This is a genomic window from Caballeronia sp. SL1002, from assembly GCF_057814995.1.
This window is the reverse complement of record NZ_JBYMUW010000002.1, coordinates 1,593,669-1,612,262: the sequence shown is the minus strand read 5'-3', so window position 1 is coordinate 1,612,262 and position 18,594 is coordinate 1,593,669. Positions and strand designations below refer to the sequence as shown.

Here is an 18,594-nt window from a genome sequence, read left to right as displayed (position 1 = left end):
GTTATCGGCCACGCCGTTATCGGCCACGCCGTTACCGGCCGCGCCGTTATCGGCTCGTCGTCTCCTACGCCGCAACACATTCCCCAATAGAACAACGATGGCTTTACTGCAAATCTCAGAACCCGGCATGGCACCCGCGCCGCATCAGCGGCGAATCGCGGTCGGCATCGATCTCGGCACGACCAATTCGCTCGTCGCCGCCGTTCGCAACAGCGTGCCCGAAGTGCTGCCCGACGAAGACGGCCATCTGTTGCTGCCGTCGGTCGTGCGCTATCTGGAAAAAGGCGGGCGGCGGATCGGCCGGATCGCGAAGGACGAAGCGGCGCTCGATCCGCGCAATACCATCGTCTCGGTCAAGCGCTTCATGGGCCGTGGCAAGAGCGAAGTGGAAGGGGCGGAAAACGCGCCCTACGATTTCGTCGATGCCCCCGGCATGGTGCAGATTCGCACGATCGACGGCGTGAAGAGTCCGGTCGAAGTGTCGGCGGAGATTCTCGCGACGCTGCGTTACCGCGCGGAAGATTCGCTCGGCGACGACCTCGTCGGCGCGGTCATCACGGTGCCCGCGTACTTCGACGAAGCGCAGCGCCAGGCCACCAAGGACGCAGCGAAACTCGCGGGCCTGAACGTGCTGCGTCTTCTGAACGAGCCGACAGCGGCGGCGATCGCCTACGGTCTCGACAACGGCTCGGAAGGCATCTACGCGGTCTACGATCTCGGCGGCGGCACGTTCGATCTGTCCATTCTCAAGCTCACGAAGGGCGTGTTCGAGGTGCTCGCGGCGGGCGGCGATTCCGCGCTCGGCGGCGACGATTTCGACCACGCGCTGTATCGGCACGCGATCGCGGCGGCGGGCGTCACGCCTTCGACGCCCGAAGACGTGCGGCTCTTGCTCGACCGCGTGCGCACGGCGAAGGAAGCGTTGTCGGACGTATCGGAGACGTGCGTGCAAGCTGCGCTTTCGAGCGGCGAAAACGTCGATGTGAAGGTGACGGAAGCCGAATTCGCCGCGCTCGTCGAAGCGCTGGTCGCCCGCACGCTCGCGCCTACGCGCCGCGCGCTGCGCGACGCGAAGGTGGCAACGGCGGACGTCAAGGGCGTCGTGATGGTCGGCGGCGCGACGCGCATGCCGGTCGTGCGACGCGCGGTCGAAGCGCATTTCGGCCAGCCGCCGCTGACCAATCTCGATCCCGATCAGGTCGTCGCGCTCGGTGCCGCGATTCAGGCGGATCTGCTCGCCGGCAATCGTCGCGGCGAAGGCGACGACTGGCTGCTGCTCGACGTCATTCCGCTGTCGCTCGGTGTCGAAACGATGGGCGGCCTGACGGAGAAAATCATCCCGCGCAACTCGACCATCCCGGTCGCGCGCGCGCAGGACTTCACGACGTTCAAGGACGGCCAGACCGCGATGGCGATCCACGTCGTGCAGGGCGAGCGCGAACTGGTGTCGGATTGCCGGTCGCTCGCGCGCTTCGAATTGCGCGGCATTCCACCGATGGCCGCGGGCGCCGCGCGCATCCGCGTGACGTATCAAGTGGACGCCGATGGCCTGCTTTCCGTGTTCGCGCGCGAGCAGGAATCGGGCGTGGAAGCATCGGTCGTGGTGAAACCATCCTACGGTCTCGCCGACGACGACGTTGCGCGCATGCTCGAAGACAGCTTCAACACGGCGGAGATCGACATGCGCGCCCGCGCGCTGCGCGAGGCACAGGTCGATGCGCAACGCCTCGTCGAAGCGACTCAGGCTGCGCTTGCAGCCGACCCCGAACTGCTCGACGACGACGAACGCGCTGAAGTCGACGCACGCGTCGCGGAACTGGCAGCGGTCGCTAACGGCGACGCGGTGGACGCGATCGAAGCGGCCACGAAAACGCTTTCGGTCGCCACCGACGAATTCGCCGCGCGCCGCATGAACAAGAGCATTCGCCGCGCACTCGCGGGCCGCAAGCTCGACGACATCTGAACGAATACCCGAACACACGGAATTGCCCCATGCCCCAAATCGTTGTACTGCCTCATGTGGAACTGTGCCCGGACGGCGCGGTGATCGACGCCGATACCGCCAAGAGCATCTGCGACAATCTGCTGGATAACGGCATCGAGATCGAACACGCGTGCGAGAAGTCGTGCGCGTGCACGACGTGCCACGTCATCATCCGCGAGGGTTTCAACGCGCTCGTGCCGTCCGGGGAAGACGAGGACGATCTGCTCGACAAGGCCTGGGGTCTCGAGCCGACATCGCGGTTATCATGTCAGGCGATGGTGCCGGCGGGGGAGGATCTGGTGGTCGAAATTCCGCGCTACACCATCAATCACGCGAAAGAAAATCACTGACAGGAGCGCTCGCCATGAAGTGGACAGACACGCAAGACATCGCGATGGCACTGACCGACGCGCATCAGGACATCGATCCCCAATACGTGCGTTTCACGGACCTGCATCGCTGGATCACGGAACTGGAAGGTTTCGACGACGATCCCACGAAGTCGAACGAGAAGATTCTCGAAGCCATTCAGGCGGCGTGGATCGAAGACGCGGATTATTGATCGACATTCTGAGCGCGCATGTCATGGCGCTCGACTTGAAGCTGCAAGCAAAAGCAAAACGGCGATTCCGCGAGGAATCGCCGTTTTGCTTTCGGGGCGTGTTTCTAAGCTTTGCTTTTAACCCGCGACGAGCGTGCCGTTTTGCACATGCACGCGTTCGCCTTGACTGAACGGCGGCGTGTCGCGATACGTGAACGTGCGCGTCTTGCCGTTTTCCATCCGCACGTGAACCGAATAATCCGTCTCGCTGCGCACGTGTTTCTCGACCGAATTGCCCGCGAGACCGCCGCCGAGTGCGCCGAGGAGCGTCATCGCCGTGCGGCCGCTGCCCCGGCCAAACTGATTGCCGACAACCCCGCCGCCGACCGCGCCCGCCACTGCGCCGATGCCAGTGCCTTGGCCTTCACGACGTACCGCCGAAATCGATTCGACCGTGCCGCACGAGGAGCAGTAGGCGGGTTGTTGCGGTGGCTGCTGTTGGGCGGTTTGCCGCGCGGCGGCTTGTTGAGCAGCCGCTTGTTGAGCCGCAGCTTGTTGAGCCGCGGCTTGTTGTGCGGCCTGTTGCTGGGCCTGTTGTTGGGCCGCTTGCTGAGCCGCCGCCTGCGCCGCTGCCTGCTGTTGCGCTTGGGTATCGGCGGCCTGAGGTGCGACGACCGCAGCCTGAGTCTGGGCGTTCTGCGCGTCGTTGCTCGACGCTTTCGGGAACAAGCCCGTCACCGCAGCCGTAGCCGCGAGACTCGCGACGATCACCGCACCCGCAGCCGTTGCGACCAGCGGATGCAGACGGCGACGGCCGTCGCCATTGGGCGTGGTCTGTTGTGTGTTGTCCATTTTTGAACCTCCGTCTGAGCAGAGTGGAAATCGATTCCGGAATCGGAAAAGTCTAAGCCGAATCGCCTAGTGTTGCAGTGTCGGCCAAAGCGTACCGGCACGCATTTCAATCTGTAACCAATGTTCCTCCAGCAATCGCGTGCTCCGTGCCGAAGCCCGCGAGACGCGGCGAGGGCGCGGTTGCGCGTCAGACGAATCGACGGCTTTTACCGATAGTTACAAACTACGCACGGTTCCAGCGCCAAAAAAAAACGCGCGCCGGATGGGCGCGCGTTCTTCGATGCATCGTGCGACAAAAATCAGTCTTCGCGACGCAGATGCGGGAACAGGATCACGTCGCGGATGCTCGGGCTGTCGGTGAGCAGCATCACCATCCGGTCGATACCGATCCCGCAGCCGCCCGTCGGCGGCATGCCGTATTCGAGCGCGCGGATATAGTCGGCGTCGTAGAACATCGCTTCTTCGTCGCCGGCGTCTTTCTGATCCACTTGTTTCTGGAAGCGCGCGGCCTGGTCTTCCGGATCGTTAAGCTCCGAGAAACCGTTGGCGATTTCGCGGCCCGTGATGAACAGCTCGAAACGCTCGGTGATGCCATCGACCGTATCCGAAGCCCGCGCGAGCGGCGACACTTCAATCGGGTAATCGACGATGAAAGTCGGCTCCCACAATTGCGACTCGGCCGTTTCCTCGAACAGCGCGAGTTGCAGCGCGCCGATGCCCGCGTTCAGGAACGCCGGCTGCGACGGATCGACGCCGAATTTTTTCAGCTCGGCGCGCAGGAACGTGTCGTCGGCGAGTTGCTCGTTCGTGTATTGCGGCGCGAATTTCTGAATGGCCTGGCTGATCGTCAGACGATGGAACGGCTTCGCCAGATCCAGTTCGCGGCCCTGATACGTGATGGTGGCGCTGCCGCGCGCGTCGATGGCGGCCTGGCGGATCAGTTCTTCGGTGAAGTCCATCAGCCACTGGTAATCCGTGTACGCGGCGTAGAACTCCATCATCGTGAATTCCGGATTGTGACGCGGCGACACGCCTTCGTTACGGAAATTCCGGTTGATTTCGAACACGCGCTCGAAGCCGCCGACAATCAGCCGCTTCAAATACAGTTCCGGCGCGATACGCAGGAACATCTGCATGTCGAGCGCGTTGTGATGCGTGACGAACGGCTTCGCCGCCGCGCCGCCCGGGATCGGGTGCAGCATCGGCGTTTCGACTTCCATGAAGTTCGCTTTCGCCATGAAATTGCGGATCGACGAGAACGCCTTCGTGCGCGCGACGAAGGTCTGGCGCGTTTCCGGCGTGACGATCAGATCGACATAGCGCTGGCGATAGCGCATTTCCTGGTCGGAGAGACCGTGGAACTTGTCCGGCAGCGGACGCAGCGACTTCGACAGCAGCCGCAATTCCGTGCAGCGCACCGACAGTTCGCCCTTGTTGGTTCGGAACAGCACGCCTTTCGCCGCGACGATATCGCCTAGATCCCACTTCTTGAACGCGTCGTAGACTTCTGCGCCGACATCGGCGGGCGTGATGAAGAACTGGATCTGGCCGCTGCCGTCCTGCACGGTCGCGAAGCTCGCCTTACCCATGACGCGCTTGAGCATCATGCGGCCGGCCAGCGCGACGGGCAACGGATTGGCTTCGAGCGCGTCTTTGTCGTGCTCCGCGTACTCGGCTTGCAAGGTCGCGGCCTGATGCGTCGGGCGGAAGTCGTTCGGATAGGCGATGCCTTGCTCGCGCAGCGCGCGCAGCTTTTCGCGGCGTTCAGCGACGATCTGGTTTTCTTCCAGTTCGGGAGCGGCGCTCGTCTGGGTCGGTTCGGTCATGGTGGTTCGCTTTTGAATTCGGTCGGAGATGCGGGCTGGCGCGGTTCGGCATGAAATGCCATGACAGCGCGCATGGGCACCGCGCGGTCCTGAAACGACGCGGCGCGGCCTGGATCGAGCCGCGCCGTTTGCGCTTAGACGCCCTGTTTCAGGCTGGCGCTGATGAAGTCGTCGAGGTCGCCGTCGAGCACGGCCTTCGTGTTGCTGATTTCGACGTTCGTGCGCAGATCCTTGATACGGCTGTTATCGAGCACGTACGAGCGGATTTGATGGCCCCAGCCCACATCGGTCTTGCTCGATTCGAGCTTGTCCTGTTCGGCCTGGCGCTTGCGCATTTCGAACTCGTAGAGCTTGGCTTTCAGCATCTGCATGGCTTCGGCGCGGTTGCGGTGCTGCGAGCGGTCGTTCTGGCACTGCACGACAATGCCGGTCGGCGCGTGCGTCAGACGCACCGCCGAATCGGTCTTGTTGATGTGCTGGCCGCCCGCGCCGGACGCGCGATACGTATCGGTGCGGATATCGGCCGGATTGACCTCGATTTCGATCGAATCGTCGATTTCCGGGTACACGAACACCGACGAAAACGACGTGTGGCGTCCGCCCGACGAATCGAACGGCGACTTGCGCACGAGCCGGTGAACGCCGGTTTCGGTCCGCAGGAAACCGTACGCGTATTCGCCTTCGACCTTGATGGTCGCGCTCTTGATGCCCGCGACGTCGCCTTCGGATTCTTCCAGCACTTCGGTCTTGAAGCCCTTGCGCTCGCAGTAGCGAACGTACTGGCGAAGCAGCATCGCCGCCCAGTCGCAGGCTTCCGTGCCGCCCGCGCCCGCTTGAATGTCGATGAAGCAATTATTCGGGTCGGCCGGGTGCGAGAACATCCGGCGGAATTCCATGCCTTCGACGCGCTTTTGCAGCCCGGCGGCATCGGCCTCGCACGCGACGAGCGTGTCCTCGTCATTTTCCTCGCGCGCCATGTCGAAGAGATCCTGCGTGTCGCGCAGGTCGTCGTCGAGTGTGGCGAGCGACATGACGACGCCTTCGAGCAGTTTCTTTTCCCGGCCAAGCGCTTGCGCGTTCTTGGAGTCGTTCCAGACGTTCGGGTCTTCGAGTTCGCGGTTGACTTCGGTCAGGCGCGTGGATTTCGCGTCGTAGTCAAAGATACCCCCGTAGCTCGCCCGCGCGGCGGCGCAGGTCGGACAGCAGGCTTTCGATCGCGTTGAGACGTTCCGCTTCCATGAGATGGCTTTTCTGCTTCGTGAAAAACGCAAATTATAGCTTATCGGACATAGGGTTAGCGCGGGTGTGCGCCTTTTCCGGCGCGCATCGGCGTGCTTTTTTGCCGTCCGCAATCGAACCGCTCACCCAAGCGCGTGCTCGACGATCATCTGCACGCGCGCGACGCCGTTCCACGTATCGCTCACGAGCCGGTACGCGACCGTCGTGCGCTGCGGCAGCGGCTCGATATGGTTGAACCAGATCGCGCTGAACCGCTGGCGTCCGCGCAAAAGCTGCAGTTTCAGGTGCTTGTCCTTCACCAGCGCCTGCGACGCCACCTCGAATTCGCCCGAGAACACCGGCGCGGGAAAGCCCTGGCCCCACACCGCCGCGTCGATCATTTCGACGAATTGCGGCGTGAAATAGGCGTCTTCGAGCTCGCCATCCGTTTCGACCACGCGCGACAGCGTGTCCGCCGTCAGCCATTCGCGCCCGACGGCTTCGAACGCGGCGGTAAAGCGCGGGATATCGGCGGTGACGATGGTCATGCCGGCCGCCATCGCGTGGCCGCCGAACTTGACGATCATCCCGGCCTCGCGCTTCGAGATCAGGTCGAGCGCGTCACGCAGATGGAAACCCGGAATCGAGCGGCCGGAGCCTTTCGACAGCACGCCGGTTTCGTCGGCGTGCGCGAAGGTGAACGAGGGCCGGTGGAAGCGCTCCTTCAACCGTCCCGCGACAATGCCGATCACGCCCTGATGCCAGCCCGGATTGAACAGCGTGAGCGTCGCGGAGTCGGCCGGGTCGATGGTGGCGAGTTCGTCGAGCGCCTGCTGCTGCATGCCCGCTTCGATTTCGCGGCGCTCGCGGTTGATCGAATCGAGTTGCTGGGCGAGCGCCCACGCGCGGCCGATATCGTCGGTGGTCAGGCATTCGATCCCGAGCGACATGTCGGAGAGCCGGCCCGCTGCGTTCAGCCGCGGCCCGAGCGCGAAGCCCAGATCGAAGCCCGACGCCGCGCGCGCGTCGCGGGCGGCGGCGCGAAAGAGCGCGGCGATGCCCGGCTGCATGCGTCCCGCGCGAATCCGCTTGAGACCCTGCGCGACGAGAATGCGGTTGTTCGGATCGAGTTTCACGACGTCCGCGACCGTGCCGAGCGCGACCAGGTCGAGCAGGCCGTCGAGGCGCGGCTCCGGCAACGCCTCGGTGAACGCGTTGCGGCGGCGCAATTCGGCCCGCAGCGCGAGCAGCACGTAAAACATGACGCCGACGCCCGCGATGCACTTGCTCGGAAACGTGCAGCCCGGCTGGTTCGGATTCACGATGGCGACGGCGGCGGGCAATTCGTCGCCGGGCAGGTGGTGATCGGTCACGAGCACGTCGATACCGAGCGCGTTCGCAGCCGCCACGCCGTCCACGCTCGCGATGCCGTTATCCACGGTAATCAGCAGATCCGGTTTGCCCGACGGCCGCCGCGCGGCCAGTTCGACGATTTCCGGCGTCAGTCCGTAGCCGTATTCGAAGCGGTTCGGCACCAGATAATCGATCTGCGCGCCGAACATGCGCAGGCCCCGCACGGCGACCGCGCAGGCCGTCGCGCCGTCGCAGTCGTAATCGGCGACGACCAGCATCCGGCGGCCGGCGGCGAGCGCATCGGCGAGGACGACGGCGGCGTCCTCGCAGCCGCGAAGCCCGGCGGGCGCGTGTAATTTCTTGAGTTCGGTCTCGATTTCTTCCGGCGACGTGATGCCGCGCGACGCATACAGGCGCGCCATCACGGGGTGCAGGCCGTTGCGGGCGAGCACGGCGGCATCGACAGGGGATGCGGCGCGAGTAACGATTCGGGTCATGCGGATATAGCCTTCGTTCGGTAGCGTTACTCGATCAACAGCGCGGCGATCGGACGGCGACGCCAGAATTTGCGCAGCGCGCCGCGCGTGACGGTCAATGTCACCGAACCGGTATCGCTGCAAAGCGTGAGGCGCAGCGTGCCGAGCGTGCCGTTTTGAAGCGCGGCGAGCGCGGGGGCGAACCAGTCGGCTTCGAGCTGATTGAGCGCCGCGTTCCAGCGCGCCCAGTCCTGTTCGATGAACGGCGCGGAAAACGGATCGAGTTCCACGAGCGTGCGGCCTGGCGCATCGGCATTGGCGTCGTGCAGCGCGGCGAACGAGGCGGGCGGTGCGAGCGGCACGAGATCGGCGGCGAGCGCGAGACCGCGTGTCGCGGCGGCGTCGGACATCACGCGGGCGAACGGACTCGTGACGGAGCGCAACGTACCTTGCGCGTGCAGCCAGATCGAATTGATCGTGGGCAGGCCGCGCGCCTCGCGCGCTTCGTTCAGCGGATGCTCGAACCAGCCCATCTGCACTTCGTTCTGCAGCTTCATCCACGCGCGCGAGCGTTCGCCGGTGCGGGCTTCGTGCGGCAGCCAGATTTCGATATTGCGCCCGCTCGCCCTGAGCGGCGACGCGCCCGTGAGCGTGCCGAGAGTCGTGCCCGCGACGTACCAGCGGATCGCGCGCGGCGCCTGCACGGTAATGCCGAGATCCTCGATTAGCGGCTGCACGGCGGCGAGCAGGACGCGCGCTTCGTCGGCGGTGACGTCGAGCGTCGCCGGGTCGATCAGCACGAGATGGTCATGGGCGATCCGCACATGAACCGGCTCGACGCAGGCCCATGCGAGCTCGCCCGGCGTACCGCCATCGGCGAGCAGCATGTAGGGCGCGAGCGGCGCTTCGTCGCCGGCGGGACTGCTGGGGTCCGTGCCGTCGGCGAGGCCGAATGCACGCGCGATCCAGCGTTCGTGCGGCAGCGTGCGCTGGAAATCCTCGCCGATCACCCGCTCGTCGAGCGTCGCGCGCGCCAGCAACTTTTCAAGCGCCGGACGCTCCAAGTTGTGCAGCGCGGTAGCGGCGTCGGCGGCGGGCGGCAGCGCGAACGGCAAGAGAAGGTGAAGATCGTGAAGAGGCATGATGCTCGGCATTGTATGGCAAACTTCGCGGTTGGCCGGTGCGGGCGACGGCCTGAATCGCCGGGCGGGCCCGGATTCTGCACGACACCGCCGCCAAGTTGCGAACACACGCATAAAACAATCTCACCCGGCGTCCCGCCTCAAGCTGCACGGAACTCCGGCGTGCGATGAAAGAAACGAAGAACGCTGAAAGGAATCGCTTGAAACTTCCCTATGAATGGCAGATCGGCTGGCGCTATACGCGCGCCGGCAAACGCACGACCGGCAACGGTTTCATCTCGTTCATCGCGCTGGTTTCCATGTCGGGCATCGCGCTCGGCGTCGCGGCGCTGATCGTCGTGCTCTCGGTGATGAACGGCTTCCAGAAGGAAGTGCGCGACCGGATGCTGTCCGTGCTTGCGCACGTCGAAGTGTTTTCCCCGACCGGTTCGATGCCCAACTGGCAACTGACTGCGCAGGAAGCGCGCCGCAATCCGGAAGTGATCGGCGCGGCGCCTTATGTCGAAGCGCAGGCGCTGCTGACGCGCCAGGGTGCGGTGAGCGGCGTGGCGTTGCGCGGGGTCGAGCCGTCGCTGGAGCCGGAAGTGTCGGATATCGGCCGCGAAATGCGCGCGGGGAGCCTCGCCAATCTCGCGCCCGGCACGTTCGGGATCGTGCTCGGCGCGGATCTCGCCACGAATCTCGGCGTGACGACCGGCGACAAAATCACGCTCGTCGCGCCGGAAGGCACGATTACGCCGGCCGGCATGATGCCGCGCCTGAAGCAGTTCACGGTGGTCGGCGTGTTCGAATCGGGACACTACGAATACGACTCCACACTCGCGCTGATCTCGATCAACGATGCCCAGGCGCTGTTCCGGCTGCCCGCGCCGACCGGCGTGCGGCTCAAGCTGAAGGACATGCAGCGCGCGCCCGAAGTCGCGCGCCAGCTTGCGCACACGCTCTCCGGCGATCTCTACATTCGCGACTGGACGCAGCAGAACAAGACGTGGTTCTCCGCCGTGCAGATCGAAAAACGCATGATGTTCATCATTCTCACGTTGATCATTGCGGTGGCGGCGTTCAATCTCGTGTCGTCGCTCGTGATGACGGTGACCGACAAGCAGGCCGATATCGCGATCCTGCGCACGCTCGGCGCGCAGCCGGGTTCGATCATGAAAATTTTCGTGATCCAGGGCGTGACGATCGGCTTTATCGGCACGGCGATCGGCGTCTCGCTCGGCTGCCTGATCGCGTGGAGCATTCCGTGGCTCGTGCCGATGATCGAACATCTGATCGGCGTGCAGTTCTTGCCGCCGTCGGTGTACTTCATCAGCGAGTTGCCGGCTGAACTCGTCCCCGCCGATGTCGCGAAGATCGGCCTGATCGCGTTCGTGCTGTCGTCGCTCGCGACGCTCTACCCGAGCTGGCGCGGCGCGAAGGTGCGCCCGGCGGAGGCGCTGCGTTATGAATAATTCCACCATGAATCGTCCCGATATCGTCCTTGAAGCGTCGTCCATTTCGAAAACCTTCGTGCAGGGCGGCTTCAACGTGCAGGTGCTCGACAACGCGCAACTGGAAGTGCGCAAGGGCGAGAAACTCGCCATCGTCGGCGCGTCGGGCTCGGGCAAGAGCACGTTGCTGCACGTCCTCGGCGGTCTCGACGAACCGAGCGCGGGCAAGGTGTCGCTGCTCGGCAAGCCTTTCACGCAACTGAAGGAACGCGAGCGCAACGAACTGCGCAACCGCGCGCTCGGTTTCGTGTATCAGTTTCACCATCTGCTCGCGGAATTTACGGCGCTCGACAACGTCGCGATGCCGCTCAGAATTCGCCGGATGAGCGAGGATGCCGCGCGCCGCGAAGCCATGACGATGCTGGAGCGCGTGGGCATCGGGCATCGCGCGAAGCATCGGCCGGGCGAACTGTCGGGCGGCGAGCGGCAACGGGTTGCAATCGCGCGCGCGCTCGTCACGCATCCGGCGTGCGTGCTCGCCGATGAACCGACCGGCAATCTCGACGGCGGCACGGCGGACACCGTTTTCAACCTGATGCTGGAACTGTCGCGCACGCTCGAAACGAGCTTCGTGATCGTCACGCACGACCCCGATCTGGCCGCCCGCTGCGACCGCATCATGCGACTGCGCGACGGCGTGCTGCACGAAGAGCCGTCCGTTCCGGTCTAGTTTTCACTCGACGCCATGTGGATCGATACGCACTGCCACCTCGATGCATCGGAATTCGACGCCGACCGCGACGAGGTCGCGGGTTCCGCGCGGCGGGCGGGCGTGTCGCGCATCGTGATTCCGGGCGTGGATCGCGCCAATTTCGACACCGTGCGCGCGTTGGCGCACCGGATCGACGGCGGGGCGTATGCCCTCGGCATTCATCCGCTCTTCACGCCGCGCGCGCAAGACGACGACTTGCGCGTGCTGCGCGAGCAGATCGTGGCGAGCCTCGACGATCCGCTTTTCGTGGGAATCGGGGAAATCGGGCTGGACTATTTCGTTCCGACTCTCGACGACGCCCGCCAGCAGTTCTTCTACAACGCGCAGTTGAAACTCGCGCGCGAATTCGATCTTCCGGTGATCTGTCATGTCCGGAAATCGCAGGACAAAGTGCTCAAAGGGCTGCGCGTTCACGCGGTGCGGCGCGGGATCGCGCACGCGTTCAACGGCAGTTTCCAGCAGGCCGAGGCGTTTATCGCGCACGGCATGCATCTGGGGTTCGGCGGCAATCTGACGTTCGAGCGCGCGCGGCAAATTCGCCGGCTCGCCGAGCAATTGCCACTCGACGCGATCGTGCTTGAAACCGACGCACCCGATATCGCGCCGTCGTGGCGTTATCGCGAGCGCAACGCGCCCGACCAGGTTCCCGGCATCGCGGCGGTGCTCGCCGACTTGCGCGGCATTACGCAAGAAGCCCTTTCCATAGGCACAACGGCTAACGCTCACGCCGCGCTGCCCCGGCTCGCGAACGCCGCGCCATAATCGTTTCGACCGAATGCAGGCGCCGATGACGTGGGTTCATCGGCGGGCGGGCGCTCGCGTGTCAACGTGACGAGGTGCGGGCGTGCGTGGAATTTTGCTGGGCTTTGCGCTGGGCGTCGCGTGCCTCCAGCAGCAATCGCTGTTGCCGGGATGGATTGGCTGGTGCGTTGTTGTTGGCGCGTTGACGGGTACGGCATTACTGGCGCGTTTCTTTCGGGACCGGCCGGCGCTTAAGTGGTCTGCGGTCGCTTGCGCGGCGTGCGTCGTGGGTTTCGGCTACGCGGCGGGGCGCGCGGAACTGCGTCTCTCGGACGCGCTGCCGCTCGCGCTCGAAGGCCGCGATCTCGAACTGACGGGCTTTGTGCGCGGTCTGCCTGCGCGCGCTCCCGACGGCACGCGCTTTCTGTTCGAAGTGGAATCGAACGGTTCACGCGCGGCGCATTTTCCGCCGCTCATACAGTTGTCGTGGTTCGCGGCGCGTCGGGTGCGGGGTTCGGCGCAATCCGGCGGCGAGCCTCCGAAGTTGCGGGCGGGACAGCGCTGGACGCTGACCGCGCGCCTGCAGCGGCCGCATGGAAACGCGAATTTCGGCGCGCGGGATGCCGAAGCCGCGCTGCTCGAACGCGGCATCCGCGCGACGGGATATGTGTCGACCGCGCTGCCCGCCCGCCGCCTGGCCGGCGATGCGCACGGTCTGCGGATCGCGCTCGATCGCTGGCGCGCGTTCGTGCGGGATCGCGTCGACACGGCGCTGGGCGAGGCGGCGCATCGGGGAATCGTCGTGGCGCTGGCGGTCGGCGCGCAGGATGCGGTCAGCGACGACGACTGGCTGCTCATGCGGCGCACCGGCACGAGCCATCTGGTCGCGATTTCGGGACTGCACATTGGCTTTGTCGCGGGGCTCGCGGCGGCGCTGGCGGGGTTTGCCTGGCGGCGGCTGCGTTGGCGCGGCATGCCGGCTTCGCTGTGGGTTTCGTCGCAGAAGGCATCGGCGATCGCGGCGGCTGCGTTCGCCACGTTCTACGCCGGGTTGTCGGGGTTCAATATCCCGGCGCAACGCTCGCTCTGGATGTTGTGCTTTGTCGCCTTGGCGGTCGTGGCGGGGCGCCGGCCCGCCGCGTCGCTCGTGCTGGCGTGGGCGGCTGCGCTCGTACTGCTCGCCGATCCGTGGGCGGTCACCTCGGCGGGTTTCTGGCTGTCGTTTTGCGCGGTCGCGGCTATCTTGCTGGCAATCGCCGGACACGGCCGTCACGCGATGCGAGCGCGCGAACTCGATGGGCCGAGCGATGAAGAGGCGTATGCCGAAGCGATCGATCGTGCGGACGGGGCGGCTATTTCTCCTTCACGCTCCAGCATCAGGCCGCGTCTCGCTCGCTTCGCCCGTTCGGTTGTCAGTCGCATGAAGAGCGCGGCCCGCATCCAGTACGCGATCACGATCGCTCTCGCGCCGCTCACGGTCTGGTTTTTCTCGCAAATCCCGCTGATCGGTCCGCTCGCCAATGCGTTCGCGATCCCGTGGATCAGCGCGCTCGTCACGCCCTGCGTGCTCGCAGGCGTGCTGCTGCCCGCGCCGCTCGACATCCACGCGTATCGGCTCGCGCACGCCTTGCTCGCCGTCATGTGCGACGCGCTCGCGCCGCTCGCCGCCTCGCCGTGGACGCTCTGGCGGCTGCCTCGTCCCGATGCGTTCGCGATGGCCGCGGCTGCGTTCGGCGTCGCGTGGGCGCTCACGCCGCGCGGCTGGCCGTTGCGGTTCGCCGCGCCGCTTACGTGGTTGCCGCTGCTCGCGCCGGGCGGTCCCGCGATCGCCGTGGGCGCGCTTCGGCTGACCGCGCTGGATATCGGGCAGGGCGCGTCGATCGTCGTCGAAACGGCGCATCACACGCTGCTTTTCGATGCCGGTCCCGGGCCTGAATCGACGCGCGCGGGCGAGCGGATCGTCGTGCCGTATCTGTTCGCGAACGAGACGGCTCACGCGCCAGGAAGTGACGCGGGATCGCTCGATACGCTACTCGTGAGCCATTCCGATTCCGATCACGCCGGTGGCGCGCCGGCGGTGCTCGATTCGGTCCGCGTCGGCCAGTTTCTTGCTTCGTTGCCGCCGCGCGAGCCGTTGTGGGCGCTCGCCGATACGCGCGGCGCAGCGCCGCTTCGATGCGTCGCGGGTCAACGCTGGCGCTGGGACGGCGTCGCGTTCGAGGTGTTATGGCCGCTTGCCGGACCCTTGCGCGGCAAGCCGAACGAGCAGTCCTGCGTGCTGAAGGTGACAGGCGCAACAGGCCGCTCGGCGCTGTTGACGGGCGATATCGAAGCGGATGTCGAGCGCGAACTGCTGCGGCGCGGAAAATCCGCGCTCAGAGCCGACGTGCTGCTGGTGCCGCATCACGGCAGCAAGACGTCCTCGACCGAGCCTTTCCTCGATTCCGTCGAGCCGCGCGTGGCGGTATTTCAGGTAGGCTATCGCAACCGTTTTCACCACCCGCACCCCCAGGTTTTCGAGCGCTACCGGCTACGCGGCATCGCGCTTTCGCGTAGCGATGAAGACGGCGCCGCGCGTGTCGATATCAGCGCGGATGCCGGCGCCGATATCGTGCTGGAGCGCTTCCGGCAGACCCATGCGCGCTACTGGATGGGGCGCTGATCGGCGTATTGAAGCCTCGTAAAGCATCGCTCACCGGAGATATCGCCGCTTGAAGGACATCATCCATTTTTCGCACGCGAACGGCTTCCCGGCATCGACGTACCGGACGATCTTCGCCGAACTCGCCGACGACTACGAGATCCGCGCCGTCGAGCGCTTCGGCCACGATTCGCGGTATCCGGTCACGCGCGACTGGCCGCATCTCGTGGACGAACTGCTGGCCGATATCGCCCGCGAACGCGATACCCAAGGAGCGGCGCCCGCGAAAGCGTGGCTCGTCGGCCATTCGCTCGGCGGCTATCTTTCGATGATGGCGGCGCTCAAGCGCCCGCACTGGGTGAAAGGCGTCGTGATGCTGGACTCGCCGGTGATCTCCGGCTGGCGCAGCAGTTTGCTGCGCGTGTCGCAATGGACCGGGCTCGACGAGCGGCTTTCGCCTGCCGCCGCGACGCGCAACCGCCGCATGCACTGGTCGAGCCGCGACGAAGCGTGGCGGCACTTCCACGCGAAGCCCGCCTTCGCGCGCTGGGACGAGCGCATGCTCTCCGATTACATCGACTTCGCGATCCCGCCGCGCGATCATTCCGGCGCGCGCTCGCTCGCGTTCGACCGCGAGGTGGAATACCGGATTTACCGCACGCTGCCGCACACGCTCGGCGCGAGGCTCGCGCATGGCGCGCCGGTGCCGGTCGGGTTCATCGCGGGGACGCACTCGCGCGAGGTGCGCCAGGTCGGACTCGATATGACGCGGCGGCTCGCCGGCGAGCATTTCGAGTGGATGGAAGGCAGCCATTTGTTCCCGATGGAGCATCCGATCGAAACGGCGCGCGCCGTACACCGGATTTTGAGCCGGCTGGGCGCGGTGGTGTCGGACGCTGAAAATCCGGCGTGAATCGTCTGGTGCGAACTCGGACGCGAACGGTGGATTCCGTCAAATTCGAGCGGGCGGGCGTGTAAAAACTGCGCCCGGCGCGCTGGGTTGGCGGGTCGCTTTACGGTATAATCCGTTTTTCCCGCGAGCACCTAGCGATGACCAAATATGTATTCGTCACCGGCGGCGTAGTTTCTTCCCTCGGCAAGGGTATTGCCGCCGCTTCTCTCGCCGCGATCCTCGAATCGCGCGGCCTCAAAGTCACTCTCCTCAAGCTCGATCCCTACATCAATGTCGACCCCGGCACGATGAGCCCGTTTCAGCACGGGGAAGTGTTCGTGACGGAAGACGGCGCGGAAACCGACCTCGACCTCGGCCACTATGAGCGCTTCATCAGCACGAAGATGCGCAAGGCCAACAACTTCACGACCGGCCAGATCTACGAATCGGTGATCCGCAAGGAACGCCGGGGCGAGTATCTCGGCAAGACCGTGCAGGTCATTCCGCACATCACAAATGAAATCCAGGCGTTCGTCGAACGCGGCGCGGCTTCCGCGACGTGTGGCGAACCGGACGTGGCGATCGTCGAAGTCGGCGGCACGGTGGGCGATATCGAATCGCTGCCGTTCCTCGAAGCCGCGCGCCAGATGAGCCTGCGCATGGGTCGCAACAGCGCGTGCTTCGTGCACTTGACGCTCGTGCCCTGGGTCGCCACCGCCGGCGAACTCAAGACGAAGCCGACTCAGCACAGCGTGCAGAAGCTGCGCGAAATCGGCATCTCGCCGCACGTGCTGCTGTGCCGCGCCGACCGTCCTATTCCGGACGACGAGCGCGCGAAAATCTCGATGTTCTCGAATGTCCCTGAAGATGCGGTGATTTCCGTGTGGGACGCCGACAGCATCTACAAGATTCCGCAAATGCTGCACGATCAGGGTCTCGACGCGATCATCTGCGAAGAGCTCAAGCTGACGCCGAAGCCGGCGGACCTGTCGATGTGGTCGAATCTCGTCGAAAAGCTGGAGAGCCCGAAGAGCGAAGTGACGATCGGCATGGTCGGCAAGTATGTCGAGCTGACCGAATCGTACAAATCGCTGATCGAGGCGCTCAAGCATGCGTCCATCCACACGTCCACTCAGGTCAACATCGAGTACATCGACTCCGAGCAGATCGAAACGGAAGGCGTGGACGGCTTGCGTCATCTCGACGCCGTGCTCGTGCCTGGCGGTTTCGGCCGGCGTGGCACGGAAGGCAAGATCAAGGCGATCGAATACGCGCGCGAATCGAAGACGCCGTATCTCGGCATCTGCCTCGGCATGCAGCTCGCCGTGATCGAATTTGCGCGTGACGTCGCGGGCCTTTCGGACGCGAACAGCACGGAATTCGATCAGAACACGCAGAACCCGGTCGTCGCGCTCATCACCGAGTGGTACGACCGCGCGGGCCGCGTCGAGAAGCGCACGGAAGAATCCGATCTCGGCGGCACGATGCGCCTCGGCTCGCAAAAATGCCCGATCAAGCCGGGCACGATGGCCGAACGCATTTACGGTTCGGACGTGAACGAGCGGCATCGCCATCGTTATGAAGTGAATAACCGCTTCGTGCCGCAACTCGAAACGGGCGGCCTCATCATCAGCGCCCGCACGCCGAGCGAAGATCTGCCGGAAATGATGGAACTGCCGCAGTCGATGCACCCGTGGTTCGTCGGCGTGCAGTTCCATCCGGAATTCACCTCGACGCCGCGCGACGGCCATCCGCTGTTCAAGGCGTTCGTCGAAGCCGCGCGCGCGCATCACGAAGCGCAGCCGGCGGATGCCGCACCCGTCGCCATCGGAGCGCAGGCATGAAACTCTGTGATTTCGAAGTCGGTTTAGACAAGCCGTTTTTCCTTATTGCGGGGACGTGCGTGGTCGAATCGGAGCAAATGACGATCGACGTCGCGGGCCGGCTGAAGGAAATCTGCGCGAAGCTCGGCATTCCGTTCATCTACAAGTCGTCGTATGACAAGGCGAACCGTAGCTCCGGCAAGACGTTTCGCGGGCCGGGCATGGACGAAGGCCTGCGCATTCTCGGCGAAGTGAAAAAGCAGTTGGGCTTGCCCGTGCTCACCGACGTGCATTCGGAGCATGAAATCGAAGCGGTCGCCTCGGTCGTGGACGTGCTGCAAACGCCCGCGTTCCTGTGCCGCCAGACCGATTTCATCCACGCATGCGCGCGTTCGGGGAAGCCGGTGAACATCAAGAAAGGCCAGTTTCTCGCGCCGCACGACATGAAGAACGTCATCGACAAAGCCCGCGACGCCGCACGCGACGCCGGTTTGTCGGAAGACCGCTTCATGGCCTGCGAACGCGGCGTATCGTTTGGCTATAACAACCTCGTTTCCGACATGCGCTCGCTCGCGATCATGCGGGAAACGGCGGCGCCGGTCGTTTTCGACGCAACCCATTCGGTGCAATTGCCGGGCGGGCAGGGCACGAGTTCCGGCGGTCAGCGCGAATTCGTACCGGTGCTGGCGCGCGCGGCCGTCGCGGTTGGGGTGGCGGGCGTCTTCATGGAAACGCATCCGAACCCGGCGAAAGCGATGTCGGACGGCCCGAACGCCGTGCCGCTGCATCGCATGGAAGCGTTGCTGGAAACGCTGGTCGCGCTCGATCAGGCCGTGAAGCGCGGCCCGTTCCTCGAAAACGACTTCAACTAAGTTTGACCCGCGAGCCGCTGAACCGGCG

General features: G+C 64.9%; 15 protein-coding genes. 10 read left to right on the top strand and 5 right to left on the bottom strand.

Annotated features, from left to right (window positions below):
- Window positions 1-97: 97 nt before the first annotated feature.
- Genes hscA through iscX form a run of 3 tightly spaced genes read left to right on the top strand, consistent with a single transcriptional unit; the run spans window position 98 to window position 2,546 of the window.
- Window positions 98-1,963, top strand: a complete 1,866-nt coding sequence (hscA, locus tag AC3D25_RS10090) for a Fe-S protein assembly chaperone HscA (protein WP_488888266.1) — start codon at window positions 98-100, stop codon at window positions 1,961-1,963.
- 29 nt (window positions 1,964-1,992) lie between these two features.
- The gene (fdx, locus tag AC3D25_RS10085; protein WP_488888265.1) at window positions 1,993-2,334 is read left to right on the top strand and encodes an ISC system 2Fe-2S type ferredoxin; all 342 of its coding nucleotides are present in this window, start codon (window positions 1,993-1,995) and stop codon (window positions 2,332-2,334) included.
- 14 nt (window positions 2,335-2,348) lie between these two features.
- Window positions 2,349-2,546, top strand: coding sequence for a Fe-S cluster assembly protein IscX (gene iscX, locus AC3D25_RS10080; RefSeq protein ID WP_488888264.1), 198 nt, complete (start codon window positions 2,349-2,351; stop codon window positions 2,544-2,546).
- Between the two features lie 117 nt (window positions 2,547-2,663).
- Here iscX and AC3D25_RS10075 read toward each other — a convergent pair whose 3' ends face one another.
- The 5 genes from AC3D25_RS10075 to AC3D25_RS10055 form a co-directional block, all read right to left on the bottom strand.
- Window positions 2,664-3,377 carry a glycine zipper 2TM domain-containing protein gene (locus AC3D25_RS10075; RefSeq protein ID WP_488888263.1) on the bottom strand — a complete coding sequence of 238 codons (714 nt, stop codon included), beginning with the start codon at window positions 3,375-3,377 and terminating at the stop codon, window positions 2,664-2,666.
- 299 nt (window positions 3,378-3,676) lie between these two features.
- Window positions 3,677-5,203, bottom strand: a complete 1,527-nt coding sequence (gene lysS / locus AC3D25_RS10070) for a lysine--tRNA ligase (RefSeq protein WP_488888262.1) — start codon at window positions 5,201-5,203, stop codon at window positions 3,677-3,679.
- Between the two features lie 134 nt (window positions 5,204-5,337).
- Window positions 5,338-6,442, bottom strand: a protein-coding gene (gene prfB, locus AC3D25_RS10065; protein WP_488888261.1) for a peptide chain release factor 2 whose coding sequence is annotated in 2 segments (ribosomal slippage) — window positions 5,338-6,369 and window positions 6,371-6,442 — 1,104 coding nt in all. Because the reading frame shifts where the segments join, the coding sequence is not laid out codon by codon here.
- Window positions 6,443-6,564: 122 nt separating this feature from the next.
- Window positions 6,565-8,271, bottom strand: a complete 1,707-nt coding sequence (recJ, locus tag AC3D25_RS10060) for a single-stranded-DNA-specific exonuclease RecJ (protein ID WP_488888260.1) — start codon at window positions 8,269-8,271, stop codon at window positions 6,565-6,567.
- A gap of 26 nt (window positions 8,272-8,297) precedes the next feature.
- A complete protein-coding gene (locus AC3D25_RS10055; RefSeq protein WP_488888259.1) occupies window positions 8,298-9,404 on the bottom strand; it encodes a regulator in 1,107 nt (368 codons plus the stop codon).
- Between the two features lie 188 nt (window positions 9,405-9,592).
- On the opposite strand from AC3D25_RS10055, the gene AC3D25_RS10050 reads away from it, so the two are divergent.
- The 7 genes from AC3D25_RS10050 to kdsA all read left to right on the top strand — a co-directional run bounded on the left by AC3D25_RS10050 (window position 9,593) and on the right by kdsA (window position 18,566).
- Window positions 9,593-10,846 (top strand): lipoprotein-releasing ABC transporter permease subunit, encoded by a 1,254-nt coding sequence (locus AC3D25_RS10050; RefSeq protein WP_488888258.1) that lies wholly within the window; start codon window positions 9,593-9,595, stop codon window positions 10,844-10,846.
- Window positions 10,839-11,555, top strand: a complete 717-nt coding sequence (gene lolD / locus AC3D25_RS10045; RefSeq protein WP_488888257.1) for a lipoprotein-releasing ABC transporter ATP-binding protein LolD — start codon at window positions 10,839-10,841, stop codon at window positions 11,553-11,555. Before AC3D25_RS10050 ends, lolD begins: the two co-directional genes overlap by 8 nt.
- Window positions 11,556-11,570: 15 nt before the next feature.
- Window positions 11,571-12,359, top strand: a complete 789-nt coding sequence (locus AC3D25_RS10040; protein ID WP_488888256.1) for a TatD family hydrolase — start codon at window positions 11,571-11,573, stop codon at window positions 12,357-12,359.
- An 82-nt stretch (window positions 12,360-12,441) separates the two neighbouring features.
- Window positions 12,442-15,000 carry a ComEC/Rec2 family competence protein gene (locus AC3D25_RS10035; RefSeq protein ID WP_488888255.1) on the top strand — a complete coding sequence of 853 codons (2,559 nt, stop codon included), beginning with the start codon at window positions 12,442-12,444 and terminating at the stop codon, window positions 14,998-15,000.
- A 49-nt stretch (window positions 15,001-15,049) separates the two neighbouring features.
- Window positions 15,050-15,892: an alpha/beta fold hydrolase gene (locus AC3D25_RS10030; RefSeq protein WP_488888254.1), complete on the top strand. Its 843-nt coding sequence runs from the start codon at window positions 15,050-15,052 to the stop codon at window positions 15,890-15,892.
- Between the two features lie 137 nt (window positions 15,893-16,029).
- A complete protein-coding gene (gene pyrG, locus AC3D25_RS10025; RefSeq protein WP_488888253.1) occupies window positions 16,030-17,715 on the top strand; it encodes a CTP synthase in 1,686 nt (561 codons plus the stop codon).
- Window positions 17,712-18,566: a 3-deoxy-8-phosphooctulonate synthase gene (kdsA, locus tag AC3D25_RS10020; protein ID WP_488888252.1), complete on the top strand. Its 855-nt coding sequence runs from the start codon at window positions 17,712-17,714 to the stop codon at window positions 18,564-18,566. The genes pyrG and kdsA overlap by 4 nt, the downstream gene beginning before the upstream one ends.
- Window positions 18,567-18,594: the final 28 nt, after the last annotated feature.

What these genes read in the sequence shown, in the direction of transcription:
- hscA (WP_488888266.1), top strand. Translation starts at nt 98, where the DNA reads ATGGCTTTACTGCAAATCTCAGAACCCGGCATGGCACCCGCGCCGCAT.
- fdx (WP_488888265.1), top strand. Translation starts at nt 1,993, where the DNA reads ATGCCCCAAATCGTTGTACTGCCTCATGTGGAACTGTGCCCGGACGGC.
- iscX (WP_488888264.1), top strand. Translation starts at nt 2,349, where the DNA reads ATGAAGTGGACAGACACGCAAGACATCGCGATGGCACTGACCGACGCG.
- AC3D25_RS10075 (WP_488888263.1), bottom strand. Translation starts at nt 3,377, where the DNA reads ATGGACAACACACAACAGACCACGCCCAATGGCGACGGCCGTCGCCGT.
- lysS (WP_488888262.1), bottom strand. Translation starts at nt 5,203, where the DNA reads ATGACCGAACCGACCCAGACGAGCGCCGCTCCCGAACTGGAAGAAAAC.
- recJ (WP_488888260.1), bottom strand. Translation starts at nt 8,271, where the DNA reads ATGACCCGAATCGTTACTCGCGCCGCATCCCCTGTCGATGCCGCCGTG.
- AC3D25_RS10055 (WP_488888259.1), bottom strand. Translation starts at nt 9,404, where the DNA reads ATGCCGAGCATCATGCCTCTTCACGATCTTCACCTTCTCTTGCCGTTC.
- lolD (WP_488888257.1), top strand. Translation starts at nt 10,839, where the DNA reads ATGAATAATTCCACCATGAATCGTCCCGATATCGTCCTTGAAGCGTCG.
- AC3D25_RS10040 (WP_488888256.1), top strand. Translation starts at nt 11,571, where the DNA reads ATGTGGATCGATACGCACTGCCACCTCGATGCATCGGAATTCGACGCC.
- pyrG (WP_488888253.1), top strand. Translation starts at nt 16,030, where the DNA reads ATGACCAAATATGTATTCGTCACCGGCGGCGTAGTTTCTTCCCTCGGC.
- kdsA (WP_488888252.1), top strand. Translation starts at nt 17,712, where the DNA reads ATGAAACTCTGTGATTTCGAAGTCGGTTTAGACAAGCCGTTTTTCCTT.